This window comes from Marinobacter sp. JSM 1782161 (genome assembly GCF_011421605.1).
Lineage (GTDB): Bacteria > Pseudomonadota > Gammaproteobacteria > Pseudomonadales > Oleiphilaceae > Marinobacter_A > Marinobacter_A bohaiensis.
The window spans coordinates 559641-572532 of sequence record NZ_WSSA01000004.1; the positions used below are offsets into that span (position 1 = coordinate 559641).

Annotated in this window: 13 protein-coding genes and 1 pseudogene; 7 read left to right on the forward strand and 7 right to left on the reverse strand. The window is 63.3% G+C overall.

What is annotated here, in order from left to right; all coding sequences use genetic code 11:
- Positions 1 to 3: 3 nt before the first annotated feature.
- From GQB00_RS18935 to GQB00_RS18945, 3 genes and pseudogenes are all read right to left on the reverse strand, one after another.
- Positions 4 to 180 (reverse strand): annotated as a pseudogene (locus GQB00_RS18935) (ferredoxin); the annotation flags it as partial.
- Positions 181 to 227: 47 nt separating this feature from the next.
- Positions 228 to 710: a pantetheine-phosphate adenylyltransferase gene (gene coaD, locus GQB00_RS18940; protein WP_165857419.1), complete on the reverse strand. Its 483-nt coding sequence runs from the start codon at positions 708 to 710 to the stop codon at positions 228 to 230.
- 112 nt (positions 711 to 822) lie between these two features.
- Positions 823 to 2268, reverse strand: a complete 1446-nt coding sequence (locus GQB00_RS18945; RefSeq protein ID WP_165857420.1) for a coniferyl aldehyde dehydrogenase — start codon at positions 2266 to 2268, stop codon at positions 823 to 825.
- A gap of 284 nt (positions 2269 to 2552) precedes the next feature.
- Here GQB00_RS18945 and GQB00_RS18950 point away from each other — a divergent pair, with 284 nt between their 5' ends.
- A complete protein-coding gene (locus GQB00_RS18950) occupies positions 2553 to 3257 on the forward strand; it encodes a TetR/AcrR family transcriptional regulator (RefSeq protein ID WP_165857421.1) in 705 nt (234 codons plus the stop codon).
- A gap of 302 nt (positions 3258 to 3559) precedes the next feature.
- Here the strand turns inward: GQB00_RS18950 and yihA are convergent, their stop codons facing one another.
- The gene (gene yihA / locus GQB00_RS18955) at positions 3560 to 4219 is read right to left on the reverse strand and encodes a ribosome biogenesis GTP-binding protein YihA/YsxC (RefSeq protein WP_165857422.1); all 660 of its coding nucleotides are present in this window, start codon (positions 4217 to 4219) and stop codon (positions 3560 to 3562) included.
- Positions 4220 to 4431: 212 nt separating this feature from the next.
- On the opposite strand from yihA, the gene GQB00_RS18960 reads away from it, so the two are divergent.
- The 3 genes from GQB00_RS18960 to GQB00_RS18970 all read left to right on the forward strand — a co-directional run bounded on the left by GQB00_RS18960 (position 4432) and on the right by GQB00_RS18970 (position 6746).
- The gene (locus GQB00_RS18960; RefSeq protein WP_111496929.1) at positions 4432 to 5040 is read left to right on the forward strand and encodes a c-type cytochrome; all 609 of its coding nucleotides are present in this window, start codon (positions 4432 to 4434) and stop codon (positions 5038 to 5040) included.
- 180 nt (positions 5041 to 5220) lie between these two features.
- Positions 5221 to 5853 carry a thiol:disulfide interchange protein DsbA/DsbL gene (locus GQB00_RS18965; RefSeq protein WP_111496928.1) on the forward strand — a complete coding sequence of 211 codons (633 nt, stop codon included), beginning with the start codon at positions 5221 to 5223 and terminating at the stop codon, positions 5851 to 5853.
- Positions 5854 to 5888: 35 nt separating this feature from the next.
- On the forward strand, positions 5889 to 6746 hold the full coding sequence (locus GQB00_RS18970) for an endonuclease/exonuclease/phosphatase family protein (protein ID WP_111496927.1): 858 nt from the start codon (positions 5889 to 5891) through the stop codon (positions 6744 to 6746).
- Between the two features lie 130 nt (positions 6747 to 6876).
- On the opposite strand, the gene rpmG is transcribed toward GQB00_RS18970, so the two are convergent.
- From rpmG to radC, 3 genes are all read right to left on the reverse strand, one after another.
- Positions 6877 to 7032: a 50S ribosomal protein L33 gene (gene rpmG, locus GQB00_RS18975; protein ID WP_111496926.1), complete on the reverse strand. Its 156-nt coding sequence runs from the start codon at positions 7030 to 7032 to the stop codon at positions 6877 to 6879.
- An 11-nt stretch (positions 7033 to 7043) separates the two neighbouring features.
- On the reverse strand, positions 7044 to 7280 hold the full coding sequence (rpmB, locus tag GQB00_RS18980) for a 50S ribosomal protein L28 (RefSeq protein ID WP_092020087.1): 237 nt from the start codon (positions 7278 to 7280) through the stop codon (positions 7044 to 7046).
- A gap of 185 nt (positions 7281 to 7465) precedes the next feature.
- A complete protein-coding gene (gene radC / locus GQB00_RS18985) occupies positions 7466 to 8149 on the reverse strand; it encodes a RadC family protein (protein ID WP_228160656.1) in 684 nt (227 codons plus the stop codon).
- Positions 8150 to 8390: 241 nt separating this feature from the next.
- On the opposite strand from radC, the gene coaBC reads away from it, so the two are divergent.
- The 3 genes from coaBC (at position 8391) to GQB00_RS22110 (ending at position 12838) form a co-directional block, all read left to right on the forward strand.
- Entirely contained in the window at positions 8391 to 9590 is a 1200-nt protein-coding gene (coaBC, locus tag GQB00_RS18990) for a bifunctional phosphopantothenoylcysteine decarboxylase/phosphopantothenate--cysteine ligase CoaBC (protein WP_165857423.1), read from the forward strand.
- 94 nt (positions 9591 to 9684) lie between these two features.
- A complete protein-coding gene (dut, locus tag GQB00_RS18995) occupies positions 9685 to 10146 on the forward strand; it encodes a dUTP diphosphatase (RefSeq protein WP_165857424.1) in 462 nt (153 codons plus the stop codon).
- Between the two features lie 76 nt (positions 10147 to 10222).
- A complete protein-coding gene (locus GQB00_RS22110) occupies positions 10223 to 12838 on the forward strand; it encodes a phosphomannomutase/phosphoglucomutase (RefSeq protein WP_165857425.1) in 2616 nt (871 codons plus the stop codon).
- Positions 12839 to 12892: the final 54 nt, after the last annotated feature.

The window sequence follows — 12892 nt, forward strand, 5'->3', positions numbered from 1 at the left end:
CTGTCAGTCGATGGTTGAGTCCATCCGTTCCGATTGGGATTCCTGGTGCGCCAGGTCGAGCGGAATGCCGTCCACCGGACACACCTGCTGACATTGTGGTTCATCATGGTGACCGACGCACTCGGTGCACTTGCCGGGATGGATGACGCAGATCCCGTCGCCCGGCGTAATGGCGTCATTTTACCCAAACGCCCGGGAGACGGTGAGTCAGCCCGGCGCCTGGCGCATCAGCCCCGGTCGAATTTGTCGTGCAGGGCCTGTGCCACCACCGGCGGTACGAATTCCGTGACATCGCCGCCCAGCGACGCAATCTCGCGAATCAGGCTGGAGGAAATATAGGACAGGTGGTTGGCCGGCGTCAGGAAGATACTCTCCACACCCGGAGCCAGGCGCCGGTTCATGTCGGCCAGCTGGAACTCGTACTCGAAGTCGGACACCGCCCGCAGGCCGCGGATCAGGATGTTGGCGCCCTGTTCCTGGACGAAGTCGGCCAGCAGCTTGCTGAAGCCCACCACTTTGACGTTCGACATGTCCGCGGTGGACGCCTCGATCAGGTGAATGCGTTCGTCGAGCGAGAGCAACGGGTTTTTCTTGGTGCTGGCCGCCACGGCGACGATCACGGTATCGAACAGCCGGGAAGCCCGGGCAATCAGGTCGACATGGCCGTTGGTCACCGGATCAAAGGTGCCGGGGTAGACAACTGTGTTCATGGGGAGCCCTCGCTGACATGGATGCAGCGCGATAGTAGCCTGACTTTACAGGGCTGTTCAAATCAGGTGCAGGCTGCGCCATGGTGGCGCAGCCCCGATCCGGCTACCGCTATCAGCGGATGAACATCCGGTACACCATCTTGTGGAACGGCGTGTTGTAGGGCGGGTACACGAAACGGCCGCTGTTGATGCGCTGGCGGCTGTATACCGACTTGGCGTGGGAGAAGGTCAGGAAGCCTTCCTTGCCGTGGTAGTGGCCCATGCCGGATTCGCCGACCCCGCCGAAGGGCAGGTCGTCCTGGGCCACGTGCATCAGGGTGTCGTTGATGCACATGCCGCCGGCGTGGGTGTTGCGGGTCACGTAGTCCTGGGCATCCTTTTCGTAGCCGAAGTAATACAGGGCCAGTGGGCGTGGGCGGTCGTTGATGTAGTCCAGGGCCTGGTCGAGGCTGGCGTAGGTGACCACCGGCAGGATCGGGCCGAAGATCTCCTCCTGCATCACCCGCATGTCTTCGGTCGGGTTCAGCACCAGGTGCATGGCCATCTTGCGGCCGCCGTCCCCCAGGTTCTCCGCCGCGGGGTTGATCTCGACGATTTTCGCCCCCTTGCTGCGGGCGTCCTCCAGCAGGCCGTTGAGGCGCTGGTAGTGACGCTCGTTGATGATGGCGGTGTAGTCGTTATTGTCCCGCAGCGTCGGGTACATGCTGGCCAGCCGGGTACGGAACTCGTCGATGAAGGTCTGCAGCCGATCCGCCGGGCACAGCACGTAATCTGGGGCCACGCAGGTCTGGCCGGCGTTGACCGCCTTGCCGAAGGCCAGCCGCTCGGTGGCGTCGCGCATGGGGACGTCGTCGGAAACGATCGCCGGCGACTTGCCGCCCAGCTCCAGGGTGACCGGCGTCAGGTTCTCCGCCGCCGCCCGCATCACGTGGCGGCCCACCGCGGTGGAACCGGTGAACAGCAGATGATCGAAAGGGCGGGTGGTGAAGTCGGCGGCCACGTCGGCGTCGCCGTTGATCACGCTGACCAGATCCTGGGGGAAGCGGTCCTCGATCAGCTCCTTGATCAGGGCCGAGAAATGCGGTGTGAACTCGGACATCTTGATCATCGCCCGGTTGCCGGCGGCCAGGGCGGCGGTGAGCGGTCCCATGGACAGCATCAGCGGGTAGTTCCAGGGCACGATGATGCCCACCACACCAACCGGCTGGTAGTGCACCTTGTTGCTGGCCGGCTGGAACAGCATGGAAACGCTGCGGCGGGAGGGCTTCATCCACTCCGCCAGATGTTTGAGGGCGTAGTTGATACCCTGCACGCTCGGCATCTGCTCGGCAATCCGGGTTTCATCGGCGGAGCGGCAGCTGAAGTCGCGGTCCACGGCCTCGATCAGGCGGTCTTCGTTGTCCAGCAGCAGGCGCTTGAGACGCTTGAGGTTTTCGCGGCGCTCGGTCAGGGACGGATCGGGATTACGGCGAAACGCCTGGCGCTGCTCCTCGAAAATTCGCGCCGTCTGCTGGATCTGCTTCTTGCTTTCGGTCAGGTGAACGACGTTCGCAGTCATGGTTGTCTCCTCGCACGACTCCGGCCCGTTGCCGATTGCACGTTCCCCTTGAAGCCTGGAGACGGGTGTGACGGCGTTGTCAGGGCAGCCGAAGCGGCCATGGTTGGGTGTTCAAAAATTATTCGATTTGTGGTTGGGGCTATTATTAGAGTATATACTCTAGGGAGTCAAGGGTGGTGGCTGGCCGTTCGGGCCAGACTGCCTGGCTGGGGTTTGACGGGGTGGATTTCCCGGTCGGCCGACATTCGCCAACGGCCTGTTACATAAGACAAAAAGCCTGCTGTATGAAAACACGCGACAAGATCCTGCTGACCAGTCTGGAACTGTTCAACGAGCGTGGCGAACGCAACGTCACGACCAACCACATCGCCGCCCACCTGGGCATATCGCCGGGCAACCTCTATTACCACTTCCGCAACAAGTCGGACATCATCTACGAGATCTTCCAGGAGTACGAGAAGCTGGTGAACTATTACCTGGAGATTCCCGACGACCGGCCGCTGGGCCTGGACGACATGATGTTCTACCTGGAGTCGGTGTTCGACGGTCTCTGGAGCTACCGATTCCTGCACCGTGACCTGGAATTCCTGCTGGATAACGACGAACGCCTGCGGGAGGACTACCGGGATTTCACCACCCGCTGTCTGGACGCTATTCGCCGTATCTTCTCGGGCCTGACCGACGGCGGTCTGTTCGAAGTGCAGACCGAAGCGCTGAAAGAGGCCATGGCCCTGAATGTCTGGCTGGTGATCACCAGTTGGATGGCGTTCCTGAAAACAGCGCACGCCAGCGAAGCCTACGACAGCATCACCCGCGATCAGCTCAAGCAGGGCATCTACCAGGTGCTGACCCTGGAAATGCCCTACCTGCGTGAGCCTTACTACCGGGATGTCATGGCCATCCGCGAACGCTACCGGCCGGCCCTGCTGGGTGCCGTGCCGGGCGACGGTCTCATGTCGGGGTTATTACGGACGCAAGCGAGCGAATAATTCAGGAACTCAAGGATGGAAGGGATGTCGTATAGGGTAGACGTGGACCAGAACGGATTACTGGTTGCGTCTTCCTGAGCGCCAAGCTCAGGTTTTAGCTGAAAGCAAAACCCTGACGTTCTCCCGGCTCCTGCAAGCCGGGAGCTTTTTTCCGGCCTTGAAGTGTCTGGGTAATACCCCTTTCCCCGATACATTCCCCAAAAATGTAGCCGAAGCTTCAGCTTCGGAGGCGCCGTCAGGTGCCCGTCTACCCATCTTCCAGACCATGGAAACGATAACAGGCCGCCCTGCCGGGCCGGCCCTCAGGGCGCCACCGTAATCTCGTGCGGCTCCGACTCCAGCCAGCCGGTCAGGGCGTCGCGGGCCGTGTCCAGGCCCTGCTTCTTGAGGGCGGAAAACTGGATCAGGTGCTCCACGCACTCAAGTCCTTCCAGCGCCTTGCGGATCCTGAGCATGGCCTGTTTGGCCTGCCCGGATTTCAGCTTGTCCGCTTTGGTGGCGAGGATCATCAGCGGCAGCCCGCTGTGTTCGCACCACTCGATCATCATGCGGTCGAAATCCTGCAGCGGGTGGCGGATGTCCATCACCAGCACCAGGCCGCGCAGGCATTCGCGGCGGGACAGGTAATCGTCCAGATGCTGCTGCCAGTCATCCTGCATGTCCTTGGCCACCTTGGCGTAGCCGTAGCCCGGCAGGTCCACCAGCCGGCAGCCGGGGCGGTTCAGCGTGAAAAAGTTGATCAGCCGGGTGCGGCCAGGGGTCTTACTGGTGCGGGCCAGCTTGCTGTTGACCGTAATGGCGTTGATGGCGCTGGACTTGCCGGCGTTGGAACGGCCGGCGAACGCCACCTCGCTGCCCTCATCGGTGGGGCACTCGGCCACCTTTGAGGCGCTGGTCAGGAATCGGGCGCTGTTGTAGGCAATCGGTTTGGCTGCGGCATCGCCGGCGGTCGACTCGGGCACGGTCTAACGGCTTCCCTGTGGATGAATGTGGGCGGGTACGGACGGGCAAACTCGCGCAAAGTCACTAGAATAACTAGGGAATTGAACAGAGCCTGCCTAGGAACTAATGTATAGTACCACAGCAAAAGCGGGCCAAGGGCCGGTAACGGCGGGCCATCCGACGACCGGGCCACGATAAGAATCCGAATAATCTGATTGAGAGCGGGGCGAGCATGAAACAGTGGATCGCGGCGGTTTTTCTGGGATGGGGGCTGGTGGCGTCGGCATACGCCGATGGTGATCCGCAGGCCGGTGAATCCAAGGCGGCCGTATGCGCCAGTTGCCACGGCCAGTCCGGAGCGGCGCCGATCCAGCCGGCTTACCCCAAGCTTTCGGGGCTGGGCGAAGCCTACCTCTATCGCCAGTTGCAACACATCAAGTCCGGCGATCGTCCGATCGCTGAGATGACCGGCCTGCTGGATGGCATGTCCGAGCAGGATCTGCAGGATCTGGCCGCGTATTACGATCAGCAGCAGACGCCCATTGGCAAGGCCGATCCCGAACTGGTGGCGCGCGGAGAGCAGCTTTACCGCGGCGGCAACCTGGCCAGCGGGGTGCCCGCATGTGCCGGCTGTCACAGCCCGCAGGGCATGGGCAACGAGCCGGGCGGTTTCCCACGCCTCAGCGGCCAGCACCCGGAGTACGTGATCCAGCAGCTCGAGGCCTATCGTGGCGGCGAGCGTAACACCGGCAGTATGAGTCAGATCATGGTGGACGTGGCCTCGCGCCTGACCGACGACGAAATCAGGGCGGTGGCCAGCTACGTTTCAGGCCTGCACTGACCAGTCCCGGGCATCATGGAAACCCTCGCTTTGGCGAGGGTTTTTTGTTGGTGGCGACGTTGCGTGGGCCGGATCGAGTCGCAATAATGCGGGTTTGCGAAGGCCGCCGACCGACGTGGCTCGAACTTTCGCGCAGGTCCGGGGTCACAGGTCCTGCGAAAATCTACTCAGGAGTAAATAATGTCGAAATTCTGGAAAGGCTGGCTTTGTGCGCTGCTGCTCCTGCCCCTGGCGGCAACGGTGCAGGCGGCGGAATGGCAGGAAGGCAAGGATTATCAACGTCTGGATAGCCCCATCCCCACCCGCAACCCTGACCACATCGAAGTCACCGAAGTTTTCTGGTACGGCTGCCCCCATTGCTACGCGTTCAAGCCGCTGATCGAAAACTGGGCGGCCCAGAAGCCCAGCGACGTGGATTTTGTGCTGGTGCCGGCCGCCCTGGGGCGCCTGTGGGAAGTTCATGCCCGGGCGTTCTACACCACCCAGGCCCTGGACGTGTTGAGCAAGACGCACGACGCGATGTTTGACGCCCTGGCGCGGGATCACAAGCGCCTGACCTCGGCTGAAGACATTGGCGAATTCCTGACCGATTACGGTGTGGACAAGGACCGTTTCGTGAAGACGTTCAACAGCTTCGGCGTCAACGCCAAGATGCAGCAGGCCCAATCCTTTGTCCGCGCGGCCCGCATCACCGGGGTTCCGACTATGATTGTTAATGGTAAATACAAGGTCACCGCTTCCATGGCCGGGAGCCACGAGAACATGATCAAGGTAATCGATTACCTGGTCGAGAAGGAGCGCAACGCAAACTGAGGCCGCCGATCAAGGGGCTGAAGGGTTAGCAGGGTATGTACGAGCGGATCCGCAGGCAGCTTACCGGTCTGGTAGGCCAGGAAAACGCAAAAGGGGCCTGCTCCGGCATGGAGCACGTGCCGGAGTTCGAGCCCCAGCGGCATATCCGGCTGCTCACCTACAACATCCAGGTGGGCATCAGCACCTCCTCCTACCACCATTACCTAACTCGCAGCTGGCAGCACGTGCTGCCCCATCGCCGTCGAAACGACAACCTGGACAAGATCTCCACCCTGCTGCGCAACTACGATGTGGTGGCGCTGCAGGAGTGTGATGGCGGCAGCCTGCGCAGCGGCTTTATCAACCAGGTGCAGTACCTGGCCGAAGCCGCCCAGATTCCCTACTGGTACCAGCAGCTCAATCGCAATCTGGGGCGCCTGGCCCAGCACAGTAACGGGCTGCTGAGCCGCTATCGCCCGCTGGACGTGACCGAACACAAGCTGCCGGCCCTGATTCCGGGGCGTGGCGCCATCGTTGCCCGTTACGGCGATCCGGCGGATCCGCTGGTGCTGGTCATCATGCACCTGTCACTCAGCGCCCAGGCCCAGCACCGTCAGCTTGGTTTCATCCGCGACCTGATCGGCGACTACCGGCATGTGGTGCTGATGGGGGACATGAACAATCACGCCGACCAGCTGCTTAACCGCACTCCGTTGTCCGAGACCGACCTGGTGCCGCTGCCGGAAACCGCCCACAGTTTCCCCAGCTGGCGGCCGGAGCGGGCGCTGGACCACATCCTGGTCAGTCCGTCGCTGGAGATCCGTCGCGCCGAGGTGGTAAACCATCCGGTGTCCGATCACCTGCCGATTGCCATGGACATCGCCCTGCCATCGGGCTACGTCGAAAAATTCTGACGTTTTCTCGGGAATCTGACGTCTTTTCGGGGGCAGCCGGACCTGGGCGTCGCTCGGGACACTGGAATAACGGGCACAAAAAAACCGGCGGTCACCTGAGTGAGCGCCGGCTTTTTTAGAAGCAGACCAATTACTTGATCTTGGCTTCCTTGTAGGCAACGTGCTTGCGAACGACCGGATCGTACTTCTTGATCTCGATCTTTTCAGGCGTGTTGCGCTTGTTCTTGTGGGTCGTGTAGAAGTGACCCGTTCCTGCTGATGATACCAGTCTAATCTTCTCGCGCATGATGCGGCTCCTTACACTTTCTCGCCGCGGGCACGAAGGTCGGCCAGCACAGCGTCAATGCCTTTTTTATCGATGATACGCATACCCTTGGTAGAAACGCGCAGCTTAACAAAGCGCTTTTCAGACTCTACCCAAAAGCGATGGTTCTGCAGATTCGGCAGAAAACGACGCTTGGTGTGGTTCATCGCGTGAGAAACGTTATTACCGGTGACCGGTCGCTTACCGGTAACCTGACAGACTCTGGACATGTTTGCCTCCGACCTGAGCTCTTAAGTCCTGAAATACGGAATTCTTTATTTCGCGCCTCTGGGTGCTCGCCAGACGCCGCCAGAAAGGGACGCTTTTATACCAGAATGCAAAACCCAACGCAAAAAAATGTTGGGAATTTGATCAGTTCTTTCGGTCACTACGCATGTCGCGTGGTTCGAGCCGCTCATAATAGCCCGCGTTCGGCCAGCGAAACCACCTCGCCATGGCCGACCACCATGTGATCCAGGACGCGGATATCCACCAGCGTCAGGGCGTCGGACAGACGCCGGGTCAGGCTGATGTCCGCCTGGCTGGGCTCCGCCACACCGGACGGGTGGTTGTGGGCGAAAATCACTGCCGCCGCATTGTGCTCCAGCGCCTGGCGCACCACCTCCCGGGGATACACCGCCGCCCCGTCGATGGTGCCGCGGAACAGTTCGGTGTAGCGCAGGATGCGATGGCGGTTGTCCAGGAACAGGGCGGCGAACACCTCATGCGGGTAGTGGGCCAGGCGGCTGGCCAGGTAACGGCGGGTGTCGTCGGGCGAGGTGAGGGGCTCGCCCTGATCCAGGGCGTGGTCGAACACGCGCCGGGCCATTTCCTGAGCGGCCTGCAACTGGGCGTACTTGGCGGTGCCCAGACCGCGAATGGCGCAGAAGCGCTCCGCCGAGGCCGTCATCATCGCACGCAGGCTGCCGAACTCCTCGATCAGCGAGCGCGACAGCGCCATCACCGGTTGGCCGGCGGTGCCGGTGCGCAGGAAAATAGCAAGCAGTTCGGCGTCGGTCAGGCTGTCCGCGCCATGTTTCAGCAGGCGTTCGCGGGGCCGCTCGTCCGTCGGCCACGGTGTGGTATCTGGCATCCCGATTCCCTCCGGGGCGACCGGTCGAAAACCAGCCGCTGTGTCTTTCCTGGTGTGTCTTCCTTATACAGCGAGTGGCCGGGCCTTATGCGTGTGGCTGGGCGGGTCTCCCTGTTACAGACGGTAACGGCGCGTCCTGCGCCAGCAACAGGTTAACACGTCTTCCGGACTGTCGGCAGCGCCCGGTCGATGCTATCTTAGTGCGTTTATCAACGGTCTCTATTTGCGGTTGGATAACGGAGCCGACATGGCGCAAAAACAGATTCTTCTGGGCATCACCGGTGGCATTGCGGCCTACAAGAGCGCGGAGCTGGTGAGGTTGCTGAAAAAGGCCGGCCACCAGGTGCGGGTGGTCATGACCCCCGGCGCTGAAGCCTTCGTCACCGCCATGACCTTCCAGGCCCTCAGCGGCGAAGCCGTGCGCACCTCGCTGCTCGACCCCGACGCCGAAATGGGCATGGGGCACATCGAGCTGGCCCGCTGGGCCGATGTGGTCCTGGTGGCCCCGGCCTCGGCCGACTTCATGGCGCGGCTCGCCAACGGCATGGCCGACGATCTGTTGACCACAGTGTGCAGCGCCACCACCGCGCCCATCATCCTCGCCCCGGCGATGAATCAGGCCATGTGGAGCAACGCCCGCACCCAGCGCAACGCCCGCCTGCTGGTGGGCGATCCCCAGGTGGAACTCTGGGGGCCGGACGCCGGCGACCAGGCCTGCGGCGACGTCGGGCCGGGGCGTATGGTCGAGCCCGATGCCCTGGCTGGCCGCCTGCTGGATCGCCTGGACGGGCCCAGGCCGCTCGCCGGCAAGCGGGTGGTGATCACCGCCGGCCCCACCCGCGAGCCGCTGGATCCGGTGCGCTACATCACCAATCACAGCTCCGGCAAGATGGGGTATGCCCTGGCCATGGCCGCCCGGGACGCCGGCGCCGAGGTGCTGCTGGTGAGTGGCCCGGTGACGCTGGAGTGCCCGGCCGGCGTGCGGTGCGAGTCGGTCACCACCGCGGCGGAGATGCTGGCGGCCACTGAAACGGCGGTCAATGATGGCTGCGACCTGTTCATTGCCACCGCCGCCGTGGCGGATTACCGGCCGGCGGACTGCGCCGGTGACAAGATCAAGAAATCCGACGCCGAGATGAGTGTGGCGCTGGTGCGTAATGAGGACATTCTCGCCCGCATTGCCGGTCGCCGCGATAAACCTTTCACCGTGGGATTCGCTGCCGAGACCCGGGATGTGGAGCACTACGCCCGGGACAAGATGGCCCGTAAACATCTCGACATGATTGTCGCCAATGATGTGTCCACGCCAGGGCTGGGATTCAACAGCGACAGCAACGCGGTGACCGTCTACTGGGGCAATGACAGCCTGGCCTTCCCGCCGGCCGATAAGCTGGGGCTGGCTCGCGAACTGGTGGCCCTGATCGCCGAACGGGTGGGCTCTCACTGATTCGATGAACGACGGCCGTAGATCACGAGCGGCACGATTCAACACGGACCTTATTTCAACCTATCAAGAAAGACACAGAGCCAAGGTGTACTGAATGACTCGACAGACCTTCCAGGTACGCATCCTCAACGACCGCATCGGCACCGACATCCCGATGCCCACCTACGCCACGGAAGGATCCGCCGGCCTCGACCTGCGCGCCTGCCTGGACGGCCCGCTGACGCTGGAGCCGGGCCAGACGGAGCTGCTGCCCACCGGCCTGGCGCTGCACATCGGCGATCCTTCCCTGGCGGCGATGATCCTGCCGCGCTCCGGGCTGGGCCATAAGCATGGCATCGTGCTGGGCAATCTGGTGGGCCTGATCGACTCGGATTATCAGGGCGAGCTGATGGTGTCCTGCTGGAACCGTGGCCAGACCACATTCACCATCGAGCCCGGGGAGCGCATCGCGCAACTGGTGCTGGTGCCGGTGGTGCAGGGCGACTTCGAGATCGTCGACAGCTTCGACAGCAGCGCGCGGGGCGAGGGCGGCTTCGGCTCCACCGGCAAGGCGTGACGGCGGGCCCGACCGGGCCTGGCGCGGGGGAACTATACTGGCAACATCAGGATTCAAGAAGAATAACGGGATCGCTATGAAACTCGGCAAGAAAAAGGCAGCGGACGCCCCGGCGGGGGAGAAATCAGAGAAGCCGAAGAAAGCTTCCAAAGGCGGCGCCGACAAGCGCAAGGGACTGAAGAAGCTGGCAGGGATTGGGGGGCAGCAGGCCGCGGTGGTGCTGCTCAGCGGCATTGCCGCGGCGGCGCTGATGTGGTTCCTCGTACTGCAGCCGGCCCAGGCGCAGCGCGAGAGCCAGCAGGCGGCGCTGGCGGCGGACGGCGCCAAGGCAAGGCTGGAGCAGCGGTTGGAGCTGCTACGGGCCGTGGTCAAGGGCTACAGTCAGCAGCGTCACGTGGCGGAGGCGATCGACGATGCGGATCGACGTGCTCGCCTGACCAGCGACCTCAGGCAGATGTTGCCCGGCACCCAGGCGGTGTTCCTGTTCCCGTATGGCCAGGTGGGGCGTCAGGCTGGTACCGGCTTTGAGCTGAGCTTCGTCAACCTGGATCTGGCCAAGAAGGCGGAATCCGGTCGCGCGGTGCATCCCGATGCTTTCCCCCGGGACAGCAAATGGTACGTGCAGTTCGCTACCCCGATCAGCGATCCGACCAGCCAGGCAGTGCGGGGCACCCTGCTGGTGGTGTTCGACCCGTCGGTGATCGCGCCGGCGCTGGGTACGGACGGCGGCCGCCGGGCGCTGGTGCAGACCGTCTCCGGCAGCGAGCAGACCATCCTGGCGCGGGGCAACGGCCAGGGCGAGACCCTGACCCGCGCGCTGTCGGCGCCCAACTGGTCGGTGACCTACCAGTCCCAACCGGCATCGGCGCCGCTGGTGAACCCGGTGCTGGCGATGCTGGTTATCCTGGTGCCGGCCCTGGTGGCCATGGCGCTGATCTGGTTCCTGCTCAAGGGGGCGCAGTCGGACCTGCGCCGGGACGCGTCCGGCCTGATCCAGTGGGCGCACAAGGCGTTTGCCGGCGAGCGCCAGAAGCAGCCGGCTTTCAAATGGGATCTGGTGGCGTCGATCGGTGAAGTGCTGAATCGCCTGTCCCAGGCGGTGGACAAGCGGGTCGGCAAGGCCGAGGAAGCGGCTAAGAAAGCGGCCAAAGCCGCACCGGCCCCGACCAAGGGCGGTGGCAGTGTTCCGGCGGAGGAGCCGCTGTTCCAGGAAAACGACATGCTCGACATCGACATGCTGGACAGCGATGAGGACGTACTGGGTTTCGGCGCATCCGGCGGTGATGACGGTTTCGGCGTCGAGGAAGCGCCCGCCGTGGCCGACGTCTCGCCCTCGATCTTCCGCGCCTACGACATCCGCGGCGTGGTGGGCGAGACCCTGACCGCCGAGGTGGTGCACGAGATTGGCCGGGCCATCGGCAGCGAAGCGCAGAGTCGCCAGTTGACCGACATCTGCGTCGGCTACGATGGCCGCCACTCCAGCCCGGAGCTGGCCGATGCACTGAGCCGGGGCCTGATGAGCACCGGCTGCAACGTCATCAACGTCGGCGCCGTACCGACCCCGGTGCTGTACTTCGCCACCCACGAGCTGGGTACCGGTTCCGGCGTGATGGTCACCGGCAGCCACAACCCGGCCAACTACAACGGCCTGAAAATGATGCTGGGCGGGGAAACCCTGTCCGGCGATGCGATCCAGAAACTGCTGGGCCGCATCCAGAGCGCTGACCTGACCCAGGGGCAGGGCGATTATTCCGAGCAGGATGTGCGTCGCGCCTACCTGGACCGGATCGTCGGTGACATCGCCGTGGCCGCGCCGCTCAAGGTGGTGCTCGACGCCGGTAACGGCATTGCCGGCGAACTGGCGCCGATCCTGGTGGAAGAGCTGGGCTGTGAAGTGGTGCCCCTGTTCTGCGAGGTGGATGGTCGCTTCCCGAACCACCACCCGGACCCGGGCAAGCCCGAGAACCTGCAGGCGCTGATCGAGAAAGTGAAGGCCGAGAGCGCCGACATCGGCCTGGCGTTCGACGGCGACGGCGATCGCCTGGGCGTGGTCACCAACACCGGCAAGATCATCTGGCCCGACCGGTTGCTGATGCTGTTTGCCCGGGACGTGGTCTCGCGCAACCCGGGCTCCGACATTCTCTACGACGTGAAGTGCAGTCGCCGCCTGGCCAGCGTGGTCAATGAGGCCGGTGGCCGCCCCATCATGTGGAAAACCGGCCATTCCCTGATGAAGGCCAAGATGAAGGAAACCGGCGCGCTGCTGGCCGGGGAGATGTCCGGTCACGTCTTCTTCAAGGAGCGCTGGTACGGCTTCGACGACGGCCTTTATTCGGCGGCGCGGCTGCTGGAAATCCTCGGTGTCGAGGATCGGGACAGCGAGGACGTCTTCGCCGAGTTCCCGGAGGACATCAGCACGCCGGAACTGAACGTGACGGTCACCGACGAGACCAAGTTCGACATCGTCGACAAGCTCAGCGAGCAGGGTGACTTCGGCGACGGCAACGTGTCCGACATCGACGGCGTGCGGGTCGACTACCCGGACGGCTGGGGCCTGTGCCGGGCCTCCAACACCACGCCGGTGCTGGTGCTGCGTTTCGAAGCGGAAACCGACGAAGCCCTGGAGCGTATCAAGGGCATTTTCCGCGATCAGCTTGCGCGCGTGGCACCCAGCGTCACAACGGACTTCTGATCGAGCGGGGCGTTGCGTCGCCGGCGCCCCGCTATACAATATCCCTTCCCCGAA